The organism is Citrobacter sp. 50677481, assembly GCF_001463265.1.
Taxonomy (GTDB): Bacteria; Pseudomonadota; Gammaproteobacteria; order Enterobacterales; family Enterobacteriaceae; genus Citrobacter_A; species Citrobacter_A sedlakii.
Genome location: NZ_LNHZ01000061.1, coordinates 410966 through 437105, shown reverse-complemented (window position 1 = coordinate 437105; position 26140 = coordinate 410966). Strand labels below are relative to the sequence as shown.

Here is a 26140-nt window from a genome sequence, read left to right as displayed (position 1 = left end):
TATGGCAAAACATTTAAATGGATTTGAAATTGATACGATTAAAAAAATAATTATCAAATGGAATGGTAAATTGACGTGGGATTTACTCTGCGAAAAGATTGCAGAACGTTTGGGAAGAAAGCCTACACGACAGACTTTAAACTGTCATAAAGATATCGTAGTGGTCTTCAATCAAAAGAAAAAAGGTATAAAGGACGACGATTCAAAAATAAAAAAGCCAGCAAACCTTAATATTGCTGCCCAACATATTAAGAATCTGGAAGATAAATTGGCTATTTTGGAGGTGCAACATGACCGTGTTTTACAGGAGAATATGCTAATTAAATATAATGCTTATAAATTTGGTATCAAAGAGCATCAACTCTATAGCTCTCTTCCTGAGATAGACAGAGAGCGTCATGACCGCAAAACCAGATAGAGATTAGTAGGTATAACGAAACTATTTCTTGTACAACATGATAATTTGTTTTTCAAAAACAGATCTCTAATTTGTTGCTTTAAGATTATCCCTTATTAGGCATGGTGTTGATCTCCCATAGAGCTAATCAAGCGACTTCAACGATCTCGGTATATATGGATTTCGGCAGGAAGATCATTTGGCTCCATTATTTACTATTAACCAAAGACAAAGTGATTGTAAAATAATATAAACTCATTTGGTGTAAATTGTGAAGAAATCTTAACGCCCATATTGATTTTTTATAAACTTGTGATATTTAAATATAGAAGGGAAAATTATTAATTGCAAGGATGCATGTTATGGATAAAATAAATATTAATTTAATGGAAAGACACCTTCTTCTCTTGGATCGATTCGTTGATAAGTTGGTTCAATCTGGTTTCTACGAAAAAGATATCACAGAGAAGTCTTACTTGTTTTGCGCTGGATTTTATATCAAGTATAAAAATGAAATAGAAAAGCTCACATTTTCCAACAGGGAGGTTGTGTTAACTTTTTTGTTGTTATCATACTATAGCTATATCAAGAAGTTAGATGATGATCTTATTGATAAAGAGCGTATGAAGCGAGTATGTTCTTCTCTTATCAATTACATAGTCGAAAATAGCAGTCGCACTGAAAGAATTTATCTTCATGAAAAGAAGAAGTATGAACAGATGCCGTTAAAAAAAGAGCTGGTTAAAATGGCAAAAAAAAGTAAGTATGGATTGTGATTTTCATTAAAAAACCCGTAGATTGAAAGTCTACGGGTTAAATTTTCCCCTGATGCTGGTTTTGTCATTTACCTAAAAGATGCCAGTCTTCACGTTGCTTGTTCCAGCATTGAAGATATATGTGCTAACTTTTTCGCCTTTGAAAGAAACTGTCAGAGATTTCGTTTGTGAGTCTGCGCCGCCTGCAAGCAGCCCAACAACAGGGATGAAAGAGGTAGCTTTGGACTGGCTGTTATACATAGTGTAAGACCATTGTTCTTCACCATCGATCAAGGAGCGGCTGTCAGGTTCACCGAACGATGCTAACACGTCCTGTTTTGTAGTTTTGCCTTTAACAACTTTGGTCTTCACACTTTCCTGCGTCTCATTTTTCAATGACTGGTTGCCTACTGAAGAACAACCTGCCAAGGTCATAAAAACGAATCCTACGATAATGATTTTTTTCATACAAAAATTTCCGTTTTATTTTTAAATTTTAGCGTTTTACTGACTCAATAAGGTTTCTAAGTTCATTTTCAAATCTCTCGCTTCTTCTTTTAATCCATTTGATACAAACGAAGCTTCCGATCCTTGATAGAAAATATGTGAGCCACATATACTTGTGCTCATCCCACACATATCCGTCTTTGAATCCCATAAGCAATGAGCAAAATGCAATGAAAGAAGCCAAGCAAAGCAACGTGAAGAGAAAATAAAACCATTTCGGAACAGGCATTGCTCTAAAAAAGGATGCCGTCGAAGCATTATGAAATAGTATTGTCAGTAAAGCTGGAATAATGACGGTTTTACTGCTTAAGTTTACTTTATATTCACCAGTGTTTAAATTAACAATGATCGCATCTGCATATACGACACACAAGTTATCGTTACTATACTTTCGAAGCTCATATAGACGAATCCTGTGTGAGTGCCTGAACGCGATTCCATAGGCTGAAATCTGCTTTTCATCGCCATCATCTGTTTTTACCAAGATTTGAGCATTTGTTGGGTTGGAACTGATAACAGTCGCAGAGAAAATCTCCGCAAACTTGAAAGTTTCACCAAACACTTCGAATTCATTAGTAATGATTTCTTGTTGCTGTCGCTCAGACAGACCAATGTTATGGTGTTTCGTAGTGGAGATACTCATAAAAGTTCCTATGTGTTCTGAATGAAGTCATATTCGTCTTATGGAGAAATCAAGGAATACACACGAGATGGTATCTGCCATTTCAAAACCTTCTTCTTATTAGAATAAGAAAATAGACTAGTTAAATCAGTCTATTAGATGAATAGTTGTAAATTGACATTTTGACTGAGTTTGCAGGAAAGGCAAATCACTTGTACCGATCGATTACAGATTAATGATAGTCGCGAGCTATCAACTATAGATTATCGATCGGTATAAACGATCAATATATTGACTTGTATCTGTCAAAAAAAAGGCTTGCCAGCCTTACATCGAAAGCGAAGTTCTTTTGGATTGAGGTGCAGATTCGATGAAGTTTTTTTGGGGGATAGGTGTAATCTCTACCACTCTCATGCCAGTGATGGTTTTGTGTTTTTTAGGGCGTTTAAGGGTTGGGATTTTGAGTTTTTTGAAGATGGTATTAATGGTGTTGAGATAGGGGATGGTTTCTAACCATCTGAATGTTGAAATCATATAGCTTCGCTTGGAGGCTTCTTTTACCGCTTGGGTTGCAAACGCTTCTTGAGCACCAGCACCTGCTTCTAAGTGAATCGGTTTGACTGAAGCGTTAGTGTATTCGTCCTGACCAGCACTGTTATCATGGATAAGCGCTGCTATGGGGCTGTTAGCTTCCGTTGTTGTGATTTCATGTGGATGTGTTGCTATGGCACTATCAGGCGCTTCGCTAACCGATGCCTTACTGACTGAGGGCATTTTCAATGCAAACAGGAAAGCATTGTCGCGTTCCGGCTGGTAATCTAGCCTGTTTTGTAAGGCAGACCAGGAATAACCTTTTCCTAACTGCGAAGCTTTGAAAGCAATCCCCTGATATTCGAATGAAAACCCATTCATTTTCCCTGTTGAGGCAATATTCGGAAGCGCTTTGATATTGTTGGCGGCAAGCTGCATCACAAAATCAGTGGTAGATGGTTTATCGACAAGTAATGCTTCCAGGGCTTCCTGAATAACCGATTTGGGTGATAGCTCTCCTTTATACTTCTCCATCATCGCTTCGTTACGCGATAGCTTTTTAGGCTTCGGTATTGCGATTATCGTTTTTTGGGGCGGGGATTTTCTGGATAGCGAAGCTGGGGATGGTGATGCTACCAATTCTGGCCCTTTGGTTTTGGTCAGATGGTGATCTATTTCTAACTGTTGGATGATACGGGTGCTGATGAGGTTTTCATTTTTGCCCAAGTAAAGACTTCTATTGGATAGATCTATACGACTGGCAATAATGTGGATGTGCTGGCCGGCCGCATCATCATGAAGGACATAGCATCTGAGGTGCGTTTCAGAGAAGCCCATTCGGGACATGTAATCATCAGCAATCCCTGACCACTGAGCATCTGTCAGCGCTTCGTTTTTCGGCAAGCGAAGCGAATTGTGCCATATGGGTTTGACCACATCACGACGAAGCGCTTTTGTGGTATTAAATTCAACTATCAGATCTTCAGCGGAGCTTCCATCCATGTTCCCGCCAATCACTATCGGATCTTTTTTATGATGAGAAGCTGGTTTTAATGCGTAAAGCACTACACCAGCGAAGCTCTTACCCCTGCGGATTTTTTGCATTCCCTTCATGGGAAGCTCTCCACAGGTCAGCGGTAATTAAATGCAAGCGAAGTTCTGAGACCTGACGCTTTACGGCGAAGAGTTCAGTTTGCGTCAGAGAGCTTTCATAGCTCTTGCTATCAAGATGAGCCACAAGCTTGTTTAGCTTCTGCGAAATCTCACCAAGGGTTTTCCAGGCTTCAAAATTGATAGCTGGAACGACAGCAGGAAGTTTATTAAGTAAAGATAAGCGAAGCCACTCGCCTTTAGGATGACGGCAACGTCTCTCATTGAGAAGCGTTAGCTCTTCATCATTTAATCTTACACTGACGCAATGAGAACGAAGCTGGTTGTGTGTGAGCTTCTCTTCGTTAACGTTTCCATTATGGGAGTGCTTACTGACAACGATCTTATTAAAAGTATTATTTTCGAACATATGAACTCCTTTTCATACAATTAAATAAAAGCATATTCCTTATGCTTAATTTATTTATATGATAGAAGCGAGTAATGTCAATGCCGTGTGTTGATTTTGCTTTTAATTTTTTTCAACCGAAGGGCGAAAAAACAAGGGGAACTCGAAGAAGCAGCGTAGCGCTTCGATGAGTTAGCCCTTGCTTAGAGATGATTAGTGAGTATTGCTTGATGATTATTGCTAAGTCTTCCATAGTTGGTAAAATCACATTTATGGTAAAATACCAAAATCTTAATTTTTTTTAATAAATGGTATGAAATCAAGGGGTTATATGGAAATCAAAGATGTTTTCGGGGCGCAGCCCAAAAGTGTTTGGGAGTATCTCTGTGAGAATGGTCAAGGATTATATGTGCCTGCATATCAAAGGCAATATTCTTGGGATAAGCCTAAAATAACACGTTTAATTGAGGATATTTGCCATGGGTTCACAACGCTTATAAGCCGAGATGATGCAATAACATTTTTAGGTACTATAATCGCAATTCACGATACAAATTTAGTTACGGTTGATCCTATAGTTAAGGGAGATGTTCCTTCCAGGGTTATGACTATAATAGATGGTCAACAAAGATTGACTACATTACTATTAGTGAATACTGTATTACATGAAGAGATAAAAATTAGGTTAGTTAAAAAGATAAATAAAAAAAGCGAAGCCGATGCAGATATTTGGTTAGTCGAAGAATGCATGAAGGTGATCGGTCGATTAGCAAAAACATTCGAAGAAGACAAAGATTATGGCGATGAAAATTTTCGATATTATCCGAGAATGATTAGAGCATATGACGACTCGTGGTCTCGTAAAAAGGATAAGGCGAGTTATAAGTCTGCTATAGGTCATTATTTGCACACGTATGGTAAATATGGTCGTGAGGAAATCAAGAAAAACTTTAAATATGATCCTCCTGAAAGTGAACAAGAGAATAGTAGTAAATACAAGCCACTATCTGAGGGCCGGAAAACAGTATATGCTCTGGTCAAAAATATATGCAAAACAAATGATTCAACAGGAAAGGCCTCTGTAAAATCAGATCAACCAGAATTAGAACTTCCAGAAATATCAAGTGTTTTGGAAAATGAGAAGTTTCAAAATCTTCTCTTAAAATCGGAGTTTCCAGAATATGTGAAAGATAAATTAATAAAGAATGATGATCAATCATTTGAAGAATTGATTCGATTAATTTTATTTGCTAACTTTGTCCTTGACCGTGTTGCGATAACTATTGTTACTGCCAAAAATGAAGATTATGCATTCGATATGTTTGAATCTTTAAATACGACAGGGGAGCCATTAACTGCTTTTGAAACTTTCAAACCTAAGATTATAAATGCCGAAAAACTTAGTGGGTATGAAAGTTCTAAATCACATCAATATGTAGAAGCGATTGAAAATTATCTCGAAAGTACTGGCAAATCAAATGATAAACAGGAGGCGACAAGTCGGTTGATTGTTTCTTTCGCATTAGCGGAGAAAGGAGAGAAGCTTTCAAAAAGACTTAGTGAGCAAAGACGTTTTCTCAAGGATAGCTTTGAAAAATTTCCTGAATTAAAACAACAGCAAGAATTTGTCAGACATTTATCGCATGCTGCCCTATTTATAAGATATTCTTGGCCTGATGATAAGTCATTAACTTCGTTGATTTATTCTGCTGAAGAAGCTCAGACTGATGAAGTTATTTTATGTATTGATTTACTTCGGAAATTTAATCACACAATTACTCTTGGTCCTTTAATTCGTTTCTACTCTGAAATAAGAAGAGTTTCACCAGAATTTAGAACTATTGCAATTAATAACTTTATTGATGCGGTTAAAGCTATTACTGCATTTTCTGTTCTCTGGAGGTCTTCACGTCGTACTACAGAGAATATTGATTCGCATTATCGTAGATTAATGATGTATGGATATGAAGATGTTGGTTTAAAACCTCTCGCAAGGGATATGAATGAATTTGGTTCAGAAATTACTTTAAATGTGATTGGGCTTAAAAAGGCATTTTTATCAATACTTGCAAAAGAAGGGAATGTGGGAAGCAAGGATGAGTGGGTTAAGGCTATTTCAAAAATACCTGCATATTCAAATCAGAAAGAAATTACACGCTTTATTCTATTGGCTGCAGCTCATGATAGCGTAGAAGATAAAAATATTCCTGGCCTTACCGTAGCTGGTAGAGTGGGAACTTTACCTATGCTTGATATTAAAAATTGGAAAGGTGAACAATTACAAACGATTGAACACATCGCACCTCAAGAAAAGTCCCACGAAGGTTGGTTAGAGGATATTTATGAGGAACAAGAACTTATTGATCGATTAGGTAATTTAACATTATTACCAAGTCGTGAAAACTCATCTCTTAAAAATGGTAGTTGGGCTAAGAAAAAATTGTTTTACAAGATTCTGTCTGCAATGACACCAGACCAATTAGAGCCATTACAGGAGCAAGGTAAGGTACAAGGAATAAATTTAGCACAATCTACAAGTGAGCTATTGTCAGAGTCCAGATATTTACCGCTTGTTAAAGCTGTAGCTTTAGTTGAAGGTGATTGGACAAAAGAACTTATAGAGAAACGTAGCGTTAGAATCGCCGAGTTAGCATGGGACCGTATTCATGCTTGGTTGAGTGTTGAATAAGTTCCTTCGGGTAATAAATAGTGCACCCAAATGGGTGCACTTAAATTATTTATGACATATATTGCACGAACCATTCCCCTCATCATCACCATATATATCATCAATATCTTCGATTTCAACTGGGCGTAATGGATTTAGCGTTTTCTTTGCAGAAGCTCTCGCTTTTCTCTCATCATAATCTTTGAATATTTGTATTATTCTCTCTGGTTTTTCAAGTTCAGAAAGAGATTCTCCTTGTGTCCATGTAAATGGTGAACCGTGGTCCATAGCATTTTTTTCGTAAGCTTTTGCTTCTTCAAATGCATCTGGGTGGTATTCTTTTAACCGTGCCCATTCAATTTTTTGCTGGAAAAAACAGAATGTGCAACCAGAGCGACTACGCCATTTATAATATTCAGGCCAGCCTACGCCTGAAGCTTCTAAAATCTCACCCACAGCAGCTTTATCTATACCATTTTCACGAAAAGGAAGGGCGATTTTTAGATTTTTGTGCTTTGAAGCATACCCTTCACGATATTCTTCGTCCGCTCTTATAGCAACGTAGCTGGTAACGGTGTCGCCGGATGCAAGCATAGGTCTGACCCATAGCTCAAATGGCCTTAACTTTAATTGGCGAGTACACCATCTTGTTTGTGGCGAAGGAAGAAAATGATTGTATTCTTTTAGCCAGAAATCAAAGTCTCGGTCAGGGTTTAAATACTCAATTTTTTTACCAAGAAATCCTTCAAGTTTTCCTAAAAATTCATAAACCTCAGGTAATTCCTTTCCTGTATCAGTGAAAAAATACTCAATATTGAGTTCAGGATGGTGCTGGCGCATGTATATCGCTAAGGCTGCGCTATCTTTGCCACCAGAGATACCTAAAACATGTCGTTCTGCCATAATTAATCATCCTTACCATTTACAATTGCAATACTAACTTTTGCAAGAGCTGCCAGTAAAATACTTTTGCTAAAATCTTTATCGTGTATTTCACAGAGAATTTTTTGTGAAATATCTTCTACGATTTTTATATCGGATGATTTTATATCATATTCAGCTTGTACTGTTCCATTTTCTCGATCATCGAAAATAAAAGCAAAAGCTTCTCTTGTAGGTTTTCTATTCTTAATCGAAGACAACACTTCAATTCTTTTGAATTTTTTAGCCCAAGATGCTATTTCTATTAATGCAATATCAATGTCATTGTCGGACCATAGTCTCGGCGGCTTATTCGCTGCCAAGCTTAAAATGCTTTCAATACTTTCGTTTGTTTCATTTAAGTCTTTTAGACGGGTTGAAAAAGCATCAAACCGGAAATCGCCCGAAATTCCCGAAACAGTGTTTGATCTGTTCTTGATCTCAGCAAAATCATTATCATTAGCGTCCAATGCTATTAGCATTTTTCTGCGAATATTTTGTAAAAGGTTGTTGTAAGAATTAACTAATTCTTTAATTGAAGATTCGATCCTCGCTGAAAGATCATTATCATTCTCTGAAGTGAATGTAAATGGTAAATCGACAAATAACAGTTTGTGAGGATCTGATGCTCTGAGCAACAGATCTCTCATTTTCTTGCTATCTTCAGATAATGTCGAAGTCCGCTTAGACCATTCAGGCAAAGCATAAACCATACCAACGAGCGATCTTGCAATCTCCAGTGGTTCTTGTCCTGAAGAAGGAATATTCAACTGCGTTAAGGTTCTACTAATTTGAGAAAGTAGATTGTTTTTATTTTCATCAATGAGGATCTTCTTCAAATGGAAACGAGAAGAGTCTTGAAGAAGTTCATCTATTTCACTATCCGTTATCTTTGATATAAAGTAATTATCTTTATATAAAGCCATTTTATCTTTGTTGGCTAAAATATATACCAAAAAGAGAACTGGATGGATTCCATTCTTTACACCAAAGGGTGGCTTGCCCCACAGTGAAAACATTTGTTGTACTGATACAAGCTTGTTTTCATCTGCGAAAAGTTTATCTGTGAATTTAAATAGAGGTGTCAAGACTGCAACATCATCGTTATAATTTGGAATAGTTAATCCAAATTTCCCATTTGTAGATTTATGGATTTTGGGAATGACTAATAATGTCTCATGTAAGCCTCTTTCGGCTGGCCAACCGGACAGTCCTAAGTTTTCTTGATTTTCAGCATACAGCATTTTGTAGAGCAGGTCTTTACGGGCTTTAACAGCATTAGGTGAAAGACTGTTGCGATTTATTAGTTCGCTTTTTAGGCATGGAGCATCATAAAATATTTTATCTGCAAATGTAGATGCAATTGATGAATAATTTTCTATATTAACCCATGAGCCATTAATCAACCATTCTGAATAGCGTAATGCCTCTCTTAGTGATTCCTCAATAATGTTTTTTAGAACTGTTATTCTTGCATATATTTCTCTCCTAGCCACAGAATCACTTATTATTTCATGATTGCTGTCAAGGATTTTATATAAAGCCATAAGCTCATACCCATTCTCGACAATTTTATCTGTCTTAATAGGTACGCCTGGAATAATATTTTCAGGTATGTTATCTCTACTTTTCTTAATTTCTTTTTTAAGTTGAGAATGGGTCATTCCTTTTTCTGGGAATATGACAAATAGTTCTCCAAATTTATCAGAGGTAATAGGGGGTAAATTCTTTAGTTTCCCTTTGAATACCTCTAATGAACAAAGAGATATATCCATCCAGCGTAATGAACCTGTTTGGTAATAATGTTTTTTAGCCACGACTGGGCGAATGCCTGCTGCTTTAGACAACAGTTCGTAATCAAGAGAGGATATATTGTTTAATTCTTTCTTGATCTCCTCGTCTATATCAAAATCACTACCTTCAAATACAGCCCAAGATTCAAGATGCTTCCTGTAAACGATAACACTTGATTTCTTTAATTCATTTAATAATGTCTCTAAATCATAATTGATATTACTGTGATAAATACTTTTAATTACTTCATTAGAGGCAGGTAGACCAGTACTATTTCTAAAGAAATCCAGTATTGCAATATTTTTTATCAAGCTAATTTTTAGCTTGTCGGAACCAGCTTCTACGCGTTCAACTGCTTCTACAGACTGAGCCCATCGATGACCATCTGGTGAAGATAGTATTGCCGGTTCAAGATTTGTACGCAAAAAATTCCAATAATGCTCTGGAGTGTATGTTTGATCTTCGCTATATTTTGTTGATTTCAGGAAATCATGGAACGCATGAGGTTCTGAAGAACTCAGGAAACCAAAAATACTCCTTTCATTTTGACCAAAATGCCTTCTTGATGCAGGTCCTAAGATAGTCGCCATTGTTGGATGTAATGGCCAACATTTAATTAAAGACTCTACTAACTGTGCACTGATTGAAGGTCTTCTCTTTCTAACTTCATCTGCTACTATTTGAGCAGCATTTACATTAACATCATTTTTTAAATCTTCGCTAATTGAAATCGCTTTAGACAATAGTTCAATGGTTTCATCACTTGATGAAATTAATGGTATATCTGCATAGCGCCCTTGCACCTTAGCCCAGTCGTTTTGTATCTCATTACCTAATTTTGATGAGTATTGTCTAAATGCTTGATGCAGAATCCCAATAACAATTAACTTGCCGTTACTTCTTGAAGCTGCTTCAGCAAGATCCTGATAGAAATGTATATCATTTTCTTCTTGAGCCGAATACTCAAGGAATTTTCCCATTTCATCGATGACTATAATCAAGCCATCATATGTTGAAGAATTACTAAGTACTTTTAGCCGATCAATGAGATCAGTACCTTTTGGTTTAATTTCTTTCTTCTTGTTAGATTTTGTTTGTTTATCCAGCGAGCTGTTTATTTCTTGTACGACACTCGTTCTTTTACCCGTTATTGGTAAAATATTCCAACCGTTGGTGATAGGAAATGCATTTTTAAATAATGGCAAAATACTTTTATCTAAACGAGTATAAGCTTTATTCCTTATTTCTTCATTAGGATGCAACGTAGAAAGAAGCGTGATTGCAAGAGATGATTTCCCGCTACCATATGGGCCTGTTAAGGTAAAAGCTCTTTGTTCAGAGTTGATAATTTGAGTGCAAAGATTATTAATAACATTCTGTGCCGATTTATTACAAATATATCCATCTAATGAATCCAGGCGTCCCAAGTCTGTATCAATTCGGACAGAGCGTTGATATTGTTGAGTAATTTTAACTTTGTCCATTAACATTATAAATCACCATAAGCCATAATAATTTGTTCAATTTTTAAGTTAGCTAATTGTTTTTCAGATGTATTTGATATTACAACTTGTCTAATTCCTGAAGAGTCAGACCACTTTAAGAAACCATTTGTTTTTTCTTCAAGGGTTGCAAGTCTGTCCGCGACAGAGTCTTCATCAAGCTTAAATACTCTTCCAGGAGATGACGGACCATATGCTATAGTTTCAAAAGATAACGTATTTGCTTCAGAATATAATGACTCCCAAAATTCGATGAGTGAAAAAATAAAAATATGGTCGCTGAGGGAGTATTTCTGTCCTCTCTTGAAGGAAAACAGACCTCGACTTTCCTCTTGAATTAAACCTAATTCTGATAATAGTGGTTCTGCGTTTTCTTCTATATTGTTATCAGATTTTGGGCAGTATGATCTAATGCAGGCCTCAACATCCCTCTTTAATGTTGCTTCAGAGATTTTTAGATTTCTTTCTGCTGCGTAATCTTTAAGACGCTCTACGATATTATCGCGTGAAAATGAAGATGATGTTATATTGTTAAAGATATAGCACCAAGTTGTAGAGCGATGTTTACTGTTAGCTGCCGGTAAGCCGGCTAAACGCCAGTGAGCGAGCCAAGCTGTGCTTGGATTTTCACAAAAAGGATCTAATCCTTTATCCTGAAGGATCATATCCCATTCTTTTGGAATAATGAAAACGCCTTTGTTGGTGTTAGACTCCTCAAGTAGCCCGCATGCGAGCGACCAATGTTTGATGGAGGACACCATGTTTTTGCCTACGCCAAACACACCGATAGCCTCCTCCTGAGTAAACGTAGCTTTGTCAAGAGTGTTATCACTGTTTTTTTGATCATAAGACTTTTTCAGCCACATCTGCTTTAGTGGGAAAGTCTCATGACCGGAGAAGTGGGGTGTATAGCTTGGTTGTTCGAGTAGATTTTCCATTGTCTTTCTTCTACTGGATAAGTTTGCCAGTAAGAATAGCATGTCGCTGGAGGATTTATCCAGTAGTAAGTATTTTTTTACTGTTCGAATATACAGTTATTGAGGTTTCATTTGCAATGCGTTAGTAGTAGGCGCTATGAAAATCAAGAGTGGTAATTTTGGCAGATGACTGGCGATGATATCTCTGAAGATAGTATCGCTTGTTGGTACTAACGTTGGTATTTCATGTGTGTTTGTTTTATTTTTCTTTTTTTTATAATAGGTTATCTAAATGTTCGAGTCCGGCCTTCGTTCTGTGGCGAACATGAGCTGATCTTTATTGGCGATCATGATCCGCGTAAACCCATGAGCGAGAACACGGTAAACAGTGCTTTAAGGGTGATGGGCTATGACACCAAAGTTGAGGTTTGTGGTCACGGTTTTCGTACGATGGCCTGTAGTTCGTTAATTGAGTCAGGGCTATGGTCGAAGGATGCGGTGGAGCGCCAGATGAGCCATATGGAACGTAACTCGGTGCGGGCGGCGTATATCCATATAGCGGAACATCTGGATGAGCGCAAGCTGATGTTGCAGTGGTGGGCTGATTTTCTGGATGCGAATCGGGAGAGAGCTATTACGCCGTTTGATTATGCGAAGGTAAAGCGGGGTTAAGTGTAAACCCAGCTGTGGTAACTTAGAAGCCCACTGTTACCAACGTTGCAAAACTGGGTCTTCCGCAACTTGGGTGGAGATTTTCCTGCCAGAGGACTTATCACCCGTCGTCTCAGTAACTCGAACCTTTCCCGACCATACATCTGCCGTTTCAGCATCTTCAGACGATTTACATGCCCCTCGACAACATTGTTACTCCATCTGCTGCTTATCGCTTCGTGTACTGCTGTTACATCGGCTTCCATCCCGGTAGCAACACGCTGAAGCTCAACGAGCTCACTCTGACTGACGTCAGCGAGCCATTGATTTAACTGGAATTTATTCTTCGTTTTCAGCATCCGGTAGAGGTCGAGGGACAACTGTTGTGCGGATGCAGGTGCTTCCGGATGCCACTCTGCCACTGTTTCGCTTAAACTACGCTCAGTATGAACGTTAACGGGAAACCGCTAGCATTTTGCGGGCTGAATATAAGGATAAGGGCGCGGAGTGACGCTGACAGAAAAATCGGGCCATCTGGCATAGTGTGCCCTAGTGGCGCTTGCGCTGGCCAGACAGAACGGCGATGTGCTGTCATCAGCACAGGAAAACCTCTTTCTTACCCGCTGGCTGGCGACAGCACTGAAGCAACGTCATTTTTCGCGTAATGTCCGAGTGGCTGCTGAAACAGGGCCGCCAGCTGGGCGTCAGCGTGAAGCTGGCCAGCAAGCTGAATTACCTCTGGCGCTCCTGCACCGGCGAGTTGACTGAGTAGAACGATCTGTTCCGGCTGACCTATGCGCTGGAAACAGCCAAAGATATGCACTGGAACTATCGTCTGCTGAGTGATCGGGAATGGTCCGGCCGGAATGCCGTGGCGCTCAGTGCGGGCGTCAATGGCATTTATCTCTCACGGGGCAACCTCAATGTCGTTTTTGACGACAGCGGCCGACAGATAAATCCGCTGACAGCGCGTCTGACGGGGAACGTAGCGGGGGTAATGAAGATGTTTAATCGCTGTGGCAGGCAGAGCCTGAGTCTGGTGTCTCCCTGCCCCACCAGTATTCGCTGATGGCCAGACAGGGAGTGGCAGGAAAGGATTATTAGTGGCGGATCTGCGCCTGGTCGTCTTCGGTCAGACCGGTCATTTTCATGACGGTATTGCGGTCAATGCCGTTCTGCAGCATGGTACGGGCAACTTCATGTTTGCCTTTTTCAATACTACGTTGTTCACCCTGTTGGATGCCCTTCTCAATACCCTTCTGTTCGAACTGTTGTGCGATGGTCATGATTGCGTCTCCGTGTTGCGGCACACGCTGTGGCAGTTCGCGTACGCGGTGTCCCTTCCGTCTGGTTACTTCTGGTTACGTCATAACCTTGAAAACTTCAAAAAACGCCTGATTTTCATTCGTATTAATATCTGGAGCAGCAATTTCCTGGTGATGGTTTTTGTACACACGTTGAATAGTACGAATAATGGATCGCGTTTTTTGGTCTGACAGCGAAGAATGTAATACGATCGCCAGCGAGGGAAGCGCTGGCAGAGAGAGTTTAGTGCTCACTTCGACCAGGTTTACCGGCGCGATACGATAAGGCAATACGCCTACCGCAATGCCTGCGCTGAGTGCAGCGATGACGGCAGTTATACCCACCCCGACGAACACTTCTTCCCAGCGAATTCCCGACTGGCGTAAACGTTGAGAAGTCAAATCGCGTATACCGCAGTCAGGAGAAAGGTTGGCGATATGCACAGGGCGCTCGGGAATAAAGGTATATTTTTCGGTAGCAAACCAGCCAAATCGTTCCTGGCACAGTTCCAGCCCTTCGCGGCGGTCATCATTATTACGCACAATCACTGCATCCAACTGACCGTTGTTAAATGAATTCATTAACACGTGAGAGCTGTCAACAGTCACCTCTATCAATAACGTAGGGTCTAATGACTTCATTTGTGAAAGAATTTCCGGCACTTCGGGTCCCATCACATAGCATGAAATGCCCAATTTGAATTTGCTATCAGTCATTACTAAGCTGGATATTGCCCGATCATGAGAGCTGAGAAAATCACGCGCGGATGAGATAAATTTTTCTCCAAAAACAGAGAGACGCACCTGACGAGGCGTACGTTCTATCAATTTTTTCCCAAGCTTATCCTCGAGTCGCTTCAGCTTAACGCTTAAAGCCCCTTGCGTTGTGCCCAGTTCAGTCGCCGCACGAGTGAAACTTTTTGACTCTGCAATCATGATAAATGCGCGTACGGAATCAATATCCAGCGTGGTCATCTCAACTATTCCATTTTGTTGTCACAGATATACCAAATTTTACCATGTCTAATTAATTTGAAAAGTGATACTTTTTTTTACTGTTAGAACATTTAGCTAAAAAGAAAACATTATCTTAATAAATGCTTTCATAAGAAATGTCATCTTTTTAAATCGACGGAGCAAAAAAGGAATGGCTGCGACCTTATCATCAAAAAATAAGATAGCACTGAGTGCTGTGTGCTTATCCGCCATTATGTTAGGGCTGGAAATCACCAGTATCCCATCAATTTTACCAACGCTCGAAAAAATGTTGCCTGCAGAGTTCAGTCAACTTCAATGGATTATGAATGCCTACACCCTGGCAATGTGCTCTTGTCTGGTTGCTATGGGTGCTCTGGCAGATCGATTTGGCCGTAAGCGTATCTTCCTTGTGGGGATTACTGTTTTTGGTATTGCCTCCCTCATTTGTGGAATGGCAAGCAGTGCACCAGTGCTTATTAGTGCCAGATTCCTGCAAGGTGCCAGTGCGGCTGCCATGCTTTCCTGTCAGGTCGCTGTGCTTTCACATCAGTTCAGAGACGGGCCTGAGCGAGGAGTTGCCTTTGGGTGGTGGGGAATTATGTTCGGCCTTGGCCTTGGATTTGGCCCTGTTATTGGTGGGGGTATTCTTGCTCTGTTGAGCTGGCACTGGGTGTTCCTTATTCATGTTGTGATTGCCGTGGTGACCATTTTTGCTGCCCGGATGGGCGTGGTGGAGTCGAGTGATCCGCACGTGGTGAAAATTGATCTTGGGGGTATTATCACCTTACCGATCGCCGTATTTGGTTTTGTCTATCTCATTACACAGGGGCATGAATTAAGTCTGGCATCGGGTAAGGGCCTGGAAATTATTGCGCTCAGTATTGCAAGCCTGCTGCTGTTCATTATCATTGAGCTGAAGAGCCAACGTCCTATTTTTGATTTTAAAGCTTTCCGCATTCGCAACTTCTCAATAGCAATGTTAGGAGCTAGCGGCATGAATTTTTCATTCTGGCCGTTCGTTATCTATTTTCCGCTCTATTTACAGTCAGTGTTGGGCTACAGCAGCGTGGTGGCAGGGCTAATTGTACTGGCTTATACCCTGCCTACAATTGTAGTTCCGCCTTATGCTGAGCGCCTGTTACAGAAACGCGGCCCAGGTTTTATTATACCAGTGGGATTATTCACCATCGCGATTGGCTTTGCGTTACTGCACGTAACCATTTCCAGTGGACATGCTAGCTGGTTGACATTACTACCGGGCTGTCTGATTGCTGGAGTAGGGTTAGGATTGACAAATACACCAGTAACCAATACCTCGACCGGCTCACTGCCTCCAGAACGTGCAGGCATGGCATCGGGAATGGAATTCAGCGCCCGCATGATTTCACTCGCAGTGAATATCGCCGTGATGGGGTTTGTGTTGCTATCTGGCGTCTCAGCCGAGCTGGTTCATAGCGTAAATGTCGATTCACTGGCAAGTGTCGCCAATACGATTGCCGCAGGCAACTTCAATGCAGAACTTCTGGGTGGCGTGAATGTTGCCACAGCACATGATGCCTTTGTAAATGGTATCAGTTGGGTTACATTGTACGGCACATTGGCCCCGGCAATTCTTGGATTACTGGCACGCCTTATTTCACAAAAAAAATGATCAAATAAAGTCGTAACAAGCTGATATCCTGTTTATTAAAATTCATTTTCGATAAAAAATAAAATTTTATTCGTCACTATTATGGAACAGAGTGCTCCAGGTAACACTTTGCTCTCATAAAATACAAGGGCATTAAGATGAAAAAAGATATTGAAACTATTCGGCCACAACTCGCATTAGTTTTGGATATGGAACCTCAAGATATTTATCCATATACCAATCTAAATGAGAATGAAAAATGGGACTCTTTTGCAATTCTCGCGGCAGTCGCATTAGTCACTAAAGAAACAGGGAAGCAGGTGACCGTAGAAGATATGAAAAAGATCAAAGTCGTGAATGATCTGGTTCTCCTACTGGTGGAATAAGGTTTTATAAAATGCATACTCATTCAATTTTTGGCGTTAATATTATAGCAATTACAGCAGCAATACCGTCTACGGTGATGGAAGCATCTGATTTTACTCTTATGTATGGAGAGAAAAATGTCTCACGTGTTATTAGAGGAACAGGAATAAAGTCAATCAGGGTTGCTAAGCATATATCAACGACAGATCTGATGACTGCCGCAGTAAATAATTTACTAAACAATATTGATTTTGAGAAGAATAAGATAGATGGTTTGATCGTTATCACTCAAACACCCGATATATGGAGCCCAGGAACCTCATTTTCTCTTCATCAGGTTTTGGGTCTCAGCGAAAACTGTTTTTTACTTGATCTTAATTCGGGTTGTTCTGGTTACGCCAATGGGCTGATTCAGGCTGCTGCGTTGGTCAAGGCGGGTGTATGTAAAAATGTGTTGGTATGTACTGGTGATGTTAATTCCCGTGTCATTGATGACAAAGAGTATCAATCCAGAATGCTGTTTGGCGATGCTGCATCGGTATCATTGATCACCAGTGGTGAGGACACTTTTACATTTGTTTATGGCGCTGATGGGGAAGGCAGAAAATCCCTTGGTGTAGGAATGCATTATCAAAAAGAAGGCGCAATTTCCGGAACGGTTGGCTATTTGAAAATGGATGGCGCTGCTGTTATGAGTTTTGCCCTAAAACGTGTTCCTGAAGCTATTGATACACTGTTATCAGAATCGAATGTTGATAAAAATGAAATAGCACTTTATGCCTTACATCAGCCAAATGAGTTAATTCTTGGATACCTGAGAGACGTCATGAGTCTGAATGATGAACAACTGCCTGCAGATGTTGACGGTATTGGTAATACTAATTCGACTTCTATTCCTTTATTGTTAAGTCGAAAAGACTGGAGTCATTCACGGAAAAACATAATCATCTGTGGGTTTGGTGTTGGCCTTTCCTGGAATGCGATGTTGATAAATCTGGAAAAAACAAAAATTATTAAGCCCACAGTAGTGCTAGATAACTGAAAACTTTTAAAAATTAGGGGTGTGGAATGTGTGGTATTACTGGATGGGTAGATTTTAAAAATAGAAATTCTGACAGAACGTTTTGTGTACAAGCCATGACGGAATCATTAGCACATCGTGGGCCAGATGGTCAAGGTGTCTGGAATGATAAATATGCATCTCTAGGACATCAGCGATTAGCTATTATTGATATTGAGCATGGTGCTCAACCAATGGAAGCCAGAGGTTTTAATGGTAACCATGCAGTGATTGCATTTAATGGACAAGTGTTTAACTTTCAGGAACTACGAAGAGATTTACAAGGATTAGGTTATCATTTTGATACAACCAGTGACACGGAGGTGCTTCTCAAAGGCTACTTACACTGGCAAGAAAATATTGTCCATCATCTTAATGGCATGTACGCGGTAGCCATCTGGGATTGTCAACGTAATCAGCTTTTTATGTTTCGCGATCGCATGGGGATAAAGCCTCTTTATTATGCTTTGACTGAGAGCGGCGTCATTTTTGCTTCAGAGCCGAAAGCTCTGTTTGTCAGCGGTGTTGTTCAACCAAGTATTTCAAGAAATGGATTTTGTGAAATACTCGATATGCTGAAAACACCTGAATGTACTGTATATGATGACGTATTTGAAGTGCGCCCGGGTACGATGCTGATATTTGATAAAAATGGGTTACAAAAAGAGACCTACTGGGCATTAGAAGCTAGGGAACATGTTGACTCTCTGGAAACGACTATTGACACAGTCAGAACGTTGCTTACTGACACAGTGAGCAGACAAATTGTGTCAGATGTGCCGATATGTTCTCTCCTGTCGGGAGGGCTTGATTCATCCGCAGTCACCGCGATGGCGGCTAAATCCTTATCTTCAGGGTATTTACCGTCCTTCTCTGTTGATTTCAGTCGTAACATCGAGACTTTTCAAGCTGATGGGGTGAGAGGAGCCGCCGATGCGCCCTTTGCTCGAATGCTCGCCCAGCACGCGGGCACCAAACACACTGAGTTATTGCTACGCAGTGAAGATATGCTCAATGAATCCGTCAGGCAAAAGGTCTTACGTGCAGTAGATGCGCCACCTGCTTATTGGGGAGATATGTGGCCATCTTTGTATCTGTTATTTCGCGAGATAAAAACCCACTCTAGCGTTGCCCTTTCAGGCGAGGGAGCTGATGAAATTTTCGGCGGCTATCAATGGTTTAGAAACCCAGCAGCCAGAGATGCGGATACATTTCCTTGGTTAACTGCGGGATCGTCACGCTATTTTGGTGGTCTCCAGTTGCTATCACGTGACTTTGTTACTTCATTAGAACGTGAAGATTATCGAGCTGAACGCTATAGCGAAGCGGTGAAAGAAGTCCCTACTTTGCCAGGAGAAAGCGATATAGATTGGCGTATGCGGAAAACGTCTTATCTCGCCATTACTCGATTTTTACCCACATTGCTTGACCGCAATGACCGTATGAGTATGGCGGTTGGGTTGGAGGTTCGCGTGCCATTCTGCGACCATCGGTTAGTCGAATATGTATTTAATACACCGTGGGAAATGAAAAGTTTTGACGGTAGAGAAAAAAGTTTACTGCGTGCCGCAACACGGCACCTACTACCGGATGGGATTGTTAACCGAATCAAAACACCGTATCCGGCCACCCAGGATGGTGCATATGAAAATGGACTCCGAGTTGAGTTACGTACGATTCTTGAAAATAACCGCTCACCGGTTTACGAACTGATTGACCGTGAAAAAATTATCAGTCTATTAAAAAGAGATTCATCAGAAATAAGCCAGCCTTACAATCGAGGAAGTATTGAAATGGTGCTCTGGATGCATCGCTGGATGAACCAGTACCAAGTCAACGTTACGGCATAACAGGAGATATGATGGCAATTCAGAATAAAGATACCATTGCGCCAAAATTATTGCACAAAGGGAGCGCTGATGACGTGTTATTGTGCAATCCGAGAAAAGTTATGCCCGCCATTGTTATGCCGAAAGGCCCTATTTCTAAGAATATTGGTGTTACTTTAAAAGCATTTTATCATCGTAATGTAAATGGTGATTATATTTATATTGATGATTATGACGAGTTATTATCAGAAGTGGAATTTGAAGGTAATACTGAACTGATCTACCAAGGCATTCCATTTCAGAGGCTTGATTTGTTGATTAAAAAAAATAATTTCGATCATGATTTTATTAATGCTGAGAATGTTACTTCTTTCCTGAATGAATGCCATGTTGAACGTTATTCAACCAGTTTTCAGTTAGTCAATAATGCAGATCACTATTTCTTTTACAGAAAGCAGCATGAGCATGTTCCCGGCATTATGTTTATGGAAGCAGCCAGACAGGCAATTTATTATCAATTGTATACCTACTCTCAACATCCGTTAGGGAAGGTCACTGTAAGTTTAAGTCAAATGCAAGCTGATTTTTACTCTTATTGTGAACTTATGTATCCGGTGGAAGTTGTTGTTGATGATTTTACTTTAACAAAATCATCAGCGCCAAAGGAAATTGCGTATTCAATTTCGTTCTATCAACAGGCGAAGCTGATTGCAAAAATCAAAACTGTGGCACCCGTGATTTCGATTGAGAAATTTAAGTTGGCTAGAAATGTGCTGCTCAATACTGATAATGTATTTAAGCCTTTAAGTCACTCGCCACTAACAGTATTGATTACGTCACATGATCTTAGTCAGAATATTGTTGTATTGAAAAGTGTATCAGGTAAGGGGTGTGTTACTAGCAGGGTAAAGAATAAAGATATAGAAAAGGCGATTATAACTTTTGTTTATGATAATTCGATATCTTTCAGCACATCTATTTATAGGGTTGGTGAAGGAAATGGGGAGAGTATTTGGTTATTTGAGCGAGTCTCATTTGAAGAGTTAGAAAGTCTTAAAGAGATGATCAAGCGAGGATTTGTCGAAAATTCTGTTGGCACTAACGTGAACAGCGAGTGAAATTATGTCTGATTATTCAAATTTGACGCAGCCTATATCTTTTGGGAAAAATCAGTTAGCAACAAACAGAATGTATTTTTCCTCGGTTGGGTTTGATCTTTGTGACCCACTGGGAAGGCCTCTTCCAGAATTTTTTTCGATATATGATTCTCTCATGGAAGGAGGATGTGGTTTTGGCTTTTTAGGAAATGCATCAGTTGACCCTTTGTCACAATATACAGATCGCAGCATGAAAATTGTTTCTGAAGAACATGCGAATTATTTAAAGCCAGTTATTGAAAGTGCGAATAATAAAAAATTTATTTTAGGCGTTCAATTGCAACATTATGGTGTAAAGCCTGAAAAAAATTCTTTAAGTAATAATCTATCCAATATTCCTGGTGATGTGACATGCTTGAATGAAGAACGCATTGAAGAATATATTGATCAGTTTCATAAGGCTGCGTGTCTGGCATTAAGTATAGGTGCGCCTGCAATTCAAATACATGCAGCTAATGGCTACCTATTGAGTTCTTTTCTCTCACCGAGAACTAATCGGCGAAGAGATAAGTGGGGGGGGTCACCGCTGGGAAGATCGCTAATTCTGGTCGAAATCATTCGCAGAATTAAAATTTCTGTTGGTGGTAAAATGGCAATATTTGTGCGTCTACAAATCGATGATGGTTTGGGTAAAGAAGGAATTCATGTCGATATTTTAAGTGATGTCATTATTGCTATTGAAGAAGCTGGGGCTGATGCAATCATTGGTGCTACAGGAATTGCTGAGACTTATAGTAAGTTCTTGAGCGATAAAAACTTCACAATTGATATTTCTCGATCGGCTGGGCGTTTCTTTAAACAAAGAACAGCTTTGCCTATTGGTTTTGCTTCTAATATTGATAGTCTGAAATTGGCCGATGAGATTCTTGACAGTGGAGACGCCGATTTTATTGGTTTTGGGCGAGCGGTTGTTGCAGATCATCAGTTTGTTAATAAAGAGTTGGCAGGAGATTATGATAGTGTTTTCCGTTGCCGTTGGGATTCGTATTGCTTGAGGGATAAGAAAGAACCATCAGCAGACAGGGTATTTTGTTGTGTGAATCCACGCTATTTGCGCCCCAATAATATTCAATTAAAATATCAGGAGAAATAAAAATGTCTTATACTGGAAAAATCGCATTAGTTTCTGGCGGAACCCGTGGGATTGGGTTTAATGTAAGTAAAAGCTTGATCGAAAAGGGTGTTTTTTGTTACATCACGGGAAGAAATAAAGAAGACGGATTGAATGCGCAGGAAAAACTGGGTAGTAATTCACGTTATGTTCAGCTTGACGTCACAAATGAACGTTCCGTAATTGAGCTTTTCGATTTAATTCGTAAGGAGCATGGGCGTTTAGATCTTGCTGTTAATAATGCAGGTATAACCACTAAAAGGGCCTCGGTACAAGAACTGGATTTAAACGAGTGGAACCGTGTTTTACAGGTTAATCTTATTGGACCATTGTTATTGATGTCACACCAGATTCGCCTTATGGCTCTGGGTGAGAAAGGTTCAATTGTAAATGTCTCGTCTTGTGGCGGAGTTTTAGGACAACCACGGCAAAGTGCATATTCTACCAGTAAAGCGGCATTAAATATGTTGACACAGGTTGCTGCAGTTGAAAGTGCTAATCCACCTGAAGGGAAGAGTGTGGTGAGGATCAATGCGGTTTGCCCGGGCCCGACGTTAGGTGGAATGAACACAGAGGAGCGACTTCGTGCTAACCCTGCATCAACAGAAGAGAAAATTCAGTCAACCGCAATGAAACGTTTTGCCGAGCCAGGAGAGATCACTGCCGCCATATTATGGCTTTTAAGTGAGCAGTCATCCTATGTAACGGGGACATTGCTTTCCGTTGATGGCGGATTTAGTGCCGGGAAATTTTAAGGGAAATCATGCGTACTTTGAGTTCACCCGAGAACCAGAAACAGCAGGAAGCCTCTAAGAGAGTATTCATTACTGGAGTGAGCAGAGGCTTAGGTCTGGCTCTGGCTTGTGTTTATCTCGATAAAGGTTGGACAGTATACGGTACAGCACGACATAAACCGACTCAGCTTGCCGGGCACGATCGGTTTATTTTCAAATCGTGTGATTTGCAAGATCCTGAGCAGGTGGCAGCATTATTTGAACAAGAATTTAACCCTGTTATTACACTGGGTGTGTCGGTTATACATCTTAATGCTGGTGTTTCTTCGAATGCACCATTGCATACTGATGAATATGATCTTTCACAATTACAACAGGCCATGATGGTTAATGTTCTGGCTAATAAGTTAATTCTTGACGTGCTTTTTCTATCAGGTTTTAAACCGGCACTTGTTGTGGCATCAGCTTCTATTGCTGGTACACGATACCGTGCTGGTATGTTGTCATATAGTATATCTAAGGCTGCCTTGAATGCATTGTGCGGCGTTTATGCTCAAGAAAACCCAGACGTGTTTTTTGCTGTATTAGGTATGTGTAATATTCTGACTGATTTATCTTTAGGGATAATTTCAAAGGATCGATTATACGAATTTCCCGAGCATTTAAAATTAAGAGAAAGGTTTAATAAGCCCGGATACGCAGTTAGTCCTGAGAAACGTGCAATAGAAATTTATCAAAGGATCATTGAGCAAGGATGCAAAGGAATCATAAGCGGTGAGTTTATAGAGTTAAGAAATATTCTATGAACTTTGGTATATTTTTTACAAATGAAATAATTACAGTTTACATTTGGGGGTTATTATGGAGAACGGACTTAACGATATTTTAAAAACTGCTATTTATCGACAAGAGCCATTTATGGACCAACCTTTTGATTTTTCTGAAGGAGATGATACTGAACTGTATTCTTCAACGGGACAGCTAGATTCATTGAGTCTGTTGACTATCATTTCAGATGTAGAACAACAGTTATTTAAGGTGCTTGGATATAAAATTAAACTTGCAACAGAGCAAGATCTTTCATTTCAAAACTCCCCGTTTAAAACATATGGTAAAATGTTGAGCTTTATTAATGATAAAATTCAACTTTCGTTAAAAAATATAGAGAATTAGTTTTTATCCGACCCTGTAGAAGGGTCGGTATTCTGACGGGTACATCTCTATACTATTTATTAGTATGAAGTGGGGTAAATAATTATATGCTTTGGCGCGAAGTAGCTTACTTAAAAGATAACGATGGTGAAGACATTACCGTTTTCGTGGGAAATTATTCTGATTTTACACAGGATGATGCCATCTTCCTTTCTGAAGACGAGAAAATAATGTCTCAGGAATTTTCGAGTGTTTCTACACGTAACCGATATATTGCAGGTAAAGCTTTTTTACGCAGAGCACTAGGGTTTATGTTTAACACGGCGCCCTTTCAAGGGGCTATATCAAAAAATGAGTATGGTAAACCATACATAGTGGATTTTGATCAAAAGATAAACTTTAATGTGTCCCATACGGGTAACGTTATTGTAATCGCGTTCTCGAAAAACAAGCCTCTTGGTATTGATATTGAGCTAAAAAATCGTCCAATACATCAACATCTTGCGGGCTATATATTTACAGATGAAGAAGCCGAAGAAATCCTAAGTAAGGCTGATTGGCCAGAGTGTTTTTTACGCGCATGGACAAGAAAAGAGGCTGTGCTGAAATGTATCGGTTGTGGCTTCTCTGGTGATGCGAAGGAAATTAAGGTTCCACTTGTTGATGAAAAACTTCTGGCTTATAAAAATTTATTGAATGTAAATATCTTTCAGAGTTGGCATCTATTTCCGATAGATTTTTTGCCAAATATAATTTGCGTTATTGCTATTTAATGATATGGAGATGGATATTATGAGTTTGAAAGTGGGAATTATTGGTGCAGGAGCAATGGCACAGGCTATTACGTTACAAGCGGTAAGAAATGGATTTGAGGTTATGGTGAGTAATACTCGTGGTTCCGAATCTCTCGAGTTATTAATAAGAACATTAGAATGCAAGGCGGGTACACCTGAACAGGCAATCAATTTTGGTGATATATTGATAGCCGCAGTTCCCCTCTATGCTATACCAAAATTACCAAAAGAATTACTTATAAATAAAATCGTTGTTGATCCGCTAAATTACTTCCCTCATCGTGATGGCGTTATCCAGTCGTTAAAAAATGGTGAGATAACAACAAGCGAGCTATTTGCAAAAAACGTACCAGGTGCCATTATTGTTAAGGCTTTTAACTCTATTACGGTTGAGGATTTACATCGTGATGCGCGGCCAAAAGGAATGATTGATCGCCGGGCAATTCCGATCGCCAGTGATAATATCGAAGCGAAGTCCACGGTAGCGAATTTCATTGAAAGTATCGGTTTCGACGTTGTGGATGCAGGTGAGTTAAGTGGCAGCTGGCGCTTTGAGCGTTACCGGCCTGTATATTGCGTTGCACTAAAGCAGGATGTATTGAAAGAGCGTCTGTTTGCCACCAATCGTGATACCTGGGTTGCTGATGGCTACTGGATATTTAATCGGGGTGTGTAACAGTCCATGAGAGAAACGGAATATCCTGTTCAATGACCGATGGTTAGAATGCACTGGCTGAGCGACTAAACGGGATCCTGAAAAATGAGTTTTTACTCTCGCGCCCTGTAGATCTGGTCCAAGTCCGGAAAATGGTAAAAGAATCCGTGGCAATTTATGACCAGAGCGGCCACACTTGGCCCTGAAATACAAAACGCCCGATGATGTTCATCAGGCGTTTTATAGACAGAAAACTGTCCACCATTTTCTATTTTCACTATAAAAGAGAAAACAAAGTTAACACCCAGTGAATATTTAATGTCACAAAGTGGTTTTACTTTGTCCCCAATTAAATCAACAAGATGATGAAGTTTATCATTGAGATCTAATGAAACCTCCTCCTTAGTGCAAATCTTCCAGCTAGTTTCTATATTTTGCGTTTCTTAATCGCGGCACGGATCACACTGCACAACGATTCGATAGCATTCGTGGTGTCGATAGCTTTGCGGATATCCGGTGGATAGCCGAAGAACGTGTTGAGGCTTTCCCTGTGCACACGCCAGCTTTTGATGGTCCCGACCACCGGGATAAAGTCTGCGCCCGTTGA

General features: G+C 39.9%; 22 protein-coding genes and 6 pseudogenes. 17 read left to right on the top strand and 11 right to left on the bottom strand.

Annotated elements, in window-relative coordinates:
- Position 1 precedes the first annotated feature (1 nt).
- A complete protein-coding gene (locus APU02_RS18635) occupies positions 2–418 on the top strand; it encodes a hypothetical protein (RefSeq protein WP_060570886.1) in 417 nt (138 codons plus the stop codon).
- A 341-nt stretch (positions 419–759) separates the two neighbouring features.
- On the top strand, positions 760–1173 hold the full coding sequence (locus tag APU02_RS18630) for a hypothetical protein (protein WP_060570885.1): 414 nt from the start codon (positions 760–762) through the stop codon (positions 1171–1173).
- 72 nt (positions 1174–1245) lie between these two features.
- On the opposite strand, the gene bamE is transcribed toward APU02_RS18630, so the two are convergent.
- From bamE to APU02_RS18610, 4 genes are all read right to left on the bottom strand, one after another.
- Positions 1246–1548, bottom strand: coding sequence for an outer membrane protein assembly factor BamE (gene bamE, locus APU02_RS18625; protein WP_131729053.1), 303 nt, complete (start codon positions 1546–1548; stop codon positions 1246–1248).
- A gap of 100 nt (positions 1549–1648) precedes the next feature.
- Positions 1649–2302, bottom strand: a complete 654-nt coding sequence (locus APU02_RS18620) for a hypothetical protein (RefSeq protein WP_032422802.1) — start codon at positions 2300–2302, stop codon at positions 1649–1651.
- A gap of 306 nt (positions 2303–2608) precedes the next feature.
- Positions 2609–3925: a relaxase/mobilization nuclease domain-containing protein gene (locus tag APU02_RS18615; RefSeq protein ID WP_060570884.1), complete on the bottom strand. Its 1317-nt coding sequence runs from the start codon at positions 3923–3925 to the stop codon at positions 2609–2611.
- Complete coding sequence (locus APU02_RS18610) at positions 3894–4331, bottom strand: hypothetical protein (protein ID WP_032422798.1); 438 nt, start codon at positions 4329–4331, stop codon at positions 3894–3896. Before APU02_RS18610 ends, APU02_RS18615 begins: the two co-directional genes overlap by 32 nt.
- Before the next feature lie 310 nt (positions 4332–4641).
- Between APU02_RS18610 and APU02_RS18605 the strand changes: the two genes are divergently transcribed.
- The gene (locus APU02_RS18605) at positions 4642–6999 is read left to right on the top strand and encodes a DUF262 domain-containing protein (RefSeq protein WP_060570883.1); all 2358 of its coding nucleotides are present in this window, start codon (positions 4642–4644) and stop codon (positions 6997–6999) included.
- A gap of 45 nt (positions 7000–7044) precedes the next feature.
- On the opposite strand, the gene APU02_RS18600 is transcribed toward APU02_RS18605, so the two are convergent.
- Genes APU02_RS18600 through APU02_RS18590 form a run of 3 tightly spaced genes read right to left on the bottom strand, consistent with a single transcriptional unit; the run spans position 7045 to position 12133 of the window.
- On the bottom strand, positions 7045–7881 hold the full coding sequence (locus APU02_RS18600) for a phosphoadenosine phosphosulfate reductase family protein (protein WP_060553423.1): 837 nt from the start codon (positions 7879–7881) through the stop codon (positions 7045–7047).
- A 2-nt stretch (positions 7882–7883) separates the two neighbouring features.
- On the bottom strand, positions 7884–11183 hold the full coding sequence (locus APU02_RS18595; RefSeq protein WP_060570882.1) for an ATP-binding protein: 3300 nt from the start codon (positions 11181–11183) through the stop codon (positions 7884–7886).
- The gene (locus tag APU02_RS18590; protein ID WP_060570881.1) at positions 11183–12133 is read right to left on the bottom strand and encodes a DUF4007 family protein; all 951 of its coding nucleotides are present in this window, start codon (positions 12131–12133) and stop codon (positions 11183–11185) included. Before APU02_RS18590 ends, APU02_RS18595 begins: the two co-directional genes overlap by 1 nt.
- A gap of 291 nt (positions 12134–12424) precedes the next feature.
- Between APU02_RS18590 and APU02_RS18585 the strand changes: the two are divergent.
- Positions 12425–12784, top strand: a pseudogene (locus tag APU02_RS18585) (tyrosine-type recombinase/integrase); the annotation flags it as partial.
- Between the two features lie 86 nt (positions 12785–12870).
- On the opposite strand, the pseudogene APU02_RS18580 reads toward APU02_RS18585, so the two are convergent.
- Positions 12871–13152, bottom strand: a pseudogene (locus tag APU02_RS18580) (transposase); the annotation flags it as partial.
- A 163-nt stretch (positions 13153–13315) separates the two neighbouring features.
- Here APU02_RS18580 and APU02_RS27025 point away from each other — a divergent pair.
- A pseudogene (locus APU02_RS27025) lies at positions 13316–13867 on the top strand (DUF2913 family protein).
- Here APU02_RS27025 and APU02_RS18570 read toward each other — a convergent pair.
- Both APU02_RS18570 and APU02_RS18565 read right to left on the bottom strand, forming a co-directional pair.
- Positions 13864–14094 (bottom strand): annotated as a pseudogene (locus APU02_RS18570) (Rpn family recombination-promoting nuclease/putative transposase); the annotation flags it as partial. The pseudogenes APU02_RS27025 and APU02_RS18570 overlap by 4 nt on opposite strands.
- A 30-nt stretch (positions 14095–14124) precedes the next feature.
- Positions 14125–15042, bottom strand: coding sequence for a LysR family transcriptional regulator (locus APU02_RS18565; RefSeq protein WP_060570878.1), 918 nt, complete (start codon positions 15040–15042; stop codon positions 14125–14127).
- 172 nt (positions 15043–15214) lie between these two features.
- Between APU02_RS18565 and APU02_RS18560 the strand changes: the two genes are divergently transcribed.
- The 12 genes and pseudogenes from APU02_RS18560 to APU02_RS18505 all read left to right on the top strand — a co-directional run.
- Positions 15215–16696: an MFS transporter gene (locus APU02_RS18560; RefSeq protein ID WP_072197149.1), complete on the top strand. Its 1482-nt coding sequence runs from the start codon at positions 15215–15217 to the stop codon at positions 16694–16696.
- 137 nt (positions 16697–16833) lie between these two features.
- A complete protein-coding gene (locus tag APU02_RS18555; RefSeq protein WP_060570876.1) occupies positions 16834–17061 on the top strand; it encodes a hypothetical protein in 228 nt (75 codons plus the stop codon).
- Between the two features lie 11 nt (positions 17062–17072).
- A complete protein-coding gene (locus APU02_RS18550; RefSeq protein WP_060570875.1) occupies positions 17073–18083 on the top strand; it encodes a 3-oxoacyl-[acyl-carrier-protein] synthase III C-terminal domain-containing protein in 1011 nt (336 codons plus the stop codon).
- Between the two features lie 26 nt (positions 18084–18109).
- On the top strand, positions 18110–19951 hold the full coding sequence (gene asnB / locus APU02_RS18545; protein WP_060570874.1) for an asparagine synthase (glutamine-hydrolyzing): 1842 nt from the start codon (positions 18110–18112) through the stop codon (positions 19949–19951).
- Positions 19952–19959: 8 nt separating this feature from the next.
- A complete protein-coding gene (locus APU02_RS18540; RefSeq protein ID WP_082636860.1) occupies positions 19960–21048 on the top strand; it encodes an AfsA-related hotdog domain-containing protein in 1089 nt (362 codons plus the stop codon).
- Positions 21049–21052: 4 nt separating this feature from the next.
- Complete coding sequence (locus tag APU02_RS18535; RefSeq protein ID WP_072197148.1) at positions 21053–22180, top strand: hypothetical protein; 1128 nt, start codon at positions 21053–21055, stop codon at positions 22178–22180.
- 2 nt (positions 22181–22182) lie between these two features.
- Positions 22183–22953, top strand: coding sequence for an SDR family oxidoreductase (locus tag APU02_RS18530; protein ID WP_060570871.1), 771 nt, complete (start codon positions 22183–22185; stop codon positions 22951–22953).
- A gap of 8 nt (positions 22954–22961) precedes the next feature.
- Positions 22962–23738 (top strand): SDR family oxidoreductase, encoded by a 777-nt coding sequence (locus APU02_RS18525; protein WP_060570870.1) that lies wholly within the window; start codon positions 22962–22964, stop codon positions 23736–23738.
- 55 nt (positions 23739–23793) lie between these two features.
- Entirely contained in the window at positions 23794–24105 is a 312-nt protein-coding gene (locus APU02_RS18520; protein WP_060570869.1) for a hypothetical protein, read from the top strand.
- A gap of 86 nt (positions 24106–24191) precedes the next feature.
- Positions 24192–24857, top strand: coding sequence for a 4'-phosphopantetheinyl transferase superfamily protein (locus APU02_RS18515; RefSeq protein WP_060570868.1), 666 nt, complete (start codon positions 24192–24194; stop codon positions 24855–24857).
- A 10-nt stretch (positions 24858–24867) separates the two neighbouring features.
- Positions 24868–25554, top strand: a complete 687-nt coding sequence (locus tag APU02_RS18510; protein WP_239692883.1) for an NAD(P)-binding domain-containing protein — start codon at positions 24868–24870, stop codon at positions 25552–25554.
- Positions 25555–25556: 2 nt separating this feature from the next.
- Positions 25557–25816, top strand: a pseudogene (locus APU02_RS18505) (integrase core domain-containing protein); the annotation flags it as partial.
- Positions 25817–25963: 147 nt separating this feature from the next.
- On the opposite strand, the pseudogene APU02_RS26315 reads toward APU02_RS18505, so the two are convergent.
- Positions 25964–26101: pseudogene (locus APU02_RS26315) on the bottom strand (transposase); the annotation flags it as partial.
- Positions 26102–26140: the final 39 nt, after the last annotated feature.

Coding starts and splice junctions, on each gene's coding strand:
- APU02_RS18610 (WP_032422798.1), bottom strand. CDS start 4,331: ATGTTCGAAAATAATACTTTTAATAAGATCGTTGTCAGTAAGCACTCC.
- APU02_RS18555 (WP_060570876.1), top strand. CDS start 16,834: ATGAAAAAAGATATTGAAACTATTCGGCCACAACTCGCATTAGTTTTG.
- APU02_RS18590 (WP_060570881.1), bottom strand. CDS start 12,133: ATGGAAAATCTACTCGAACAACCAAGCTATACACCCCACTTCTCCGGT.
- APU02_RS18540 (WP_082636860.1), top strand. CDS start 19,960: ATGATGGCAATTCAGAATAAAGATACCATTGCGCCAAAATTATTGCAC.
- APU02_RS18520 (WP_060570869.1), top strand. CDS start 23,794: ATGGAGAACGGACTTAACGATATTTTAAAAACTGCTATTTATCGACAA.
- APU02_RS18630 (WP_060570885.1), top strand. CDS start 760: ATGGATAAAATAAATATTAATTTAATGGAAAGACACCTTCTTCTCTTG.
- APU02_RS18510 (WP_239692883.1), top strand. CDS start 24,868: ATGGATATTATGAGTTTGAAAGTGGGAATTATTGGTGCAGGAGCAATG.
- APU02_RS18525 (WP_060570870.1), top strand. CDS start 22,962: ATGCGTACTTTGAGTTCACCCGAGAACCAGAAACAGCAGGAAGCCTCT.
- APU02_RS18595 (WP_060570882.1), bottom strand. CDS start 11,183: ATGTTAATGGACAAAGTTAAAATTACTCAACAATATCAACGCTCTGTC.
- APU02_RS18615 (WP_060570884.1), bottom strand. CDS start 3,925: ATGAAGGGAATGCAAAAAATCCGCAGGGGTAAGAGCTTCGCTGGTGTA.
- APU02_RS18530 (WP_060570871.1), top strand. CDS start 22,183: ATGTCTTATACTGGAAAAATCGCATTAGTTTCTGGCGGAACCCGTGGG.
- APU02_RS18605 (WP_060570883.1), top strand. CDS start 4,642: ATGGAAATCAAAGATGTTTTCGGGGCGCAGCCCAAAAGTGTTTGGGAG.
- APU02_RS18550 (WP_060570875.1), top strand. CDS start 17,073: ATGCATACTCATTCAATTTTTGGCGTTAATATTATAGCAATTACAGCA.
- APU02_RS18565 (WP_060570878.1), bottom strand. CDS start 15,042: ATGACCACGCTGGATATTGATTCCGTACGCGCATTTATCATGATTGCA.
- APU02_RS18620 (WP_032422802.1), bottom strand. CDS start 2,302: ATGAGTATCTCCACTACGAAACACCATAACATTGGTCTGTCTGAGCGA.
- APU02_RS18600 (WP_060553423.1), bottom strand. CDS start 7,881: ATGGCAGAACGACATGTTTTAGGTATCTCTGGTGGCAAAGATAGCGCA.
- APU02_RS18535 (WP_072197148.1), top strand. CDS start 21,053: ATGTCTGATTATTCAAATTTGACGCAGCCTATATCTTTTGGGAAAAAT.
- asnB (WP_060570874.1), top strand. CDS start 18,110: ATGTGTGGTATTACTGGATGGGTAGATTTTAAAAATAGAAATTCTGAC.
- APU02_RS18560 (WP_072197149.1), top strand. CDS start 15,215: ATGGCTGCGACCTTATCATCAAAAAATAAGATAGCACTGAGTGCTGTG.
- APU02_RS18635 (WP_060570886.1), top strand. CDS start 2: ATGGCAAAACATTTAAATGGATTTGAAATTGATACGATTAAAAAAATA.
- APU02_RS18515 (WP_060570868.1), top strand. CDS start 24,192: ATGCTTTGGCGCGAAGTAGCTTACTTAAAAGATAACGATGGTGAAGAC.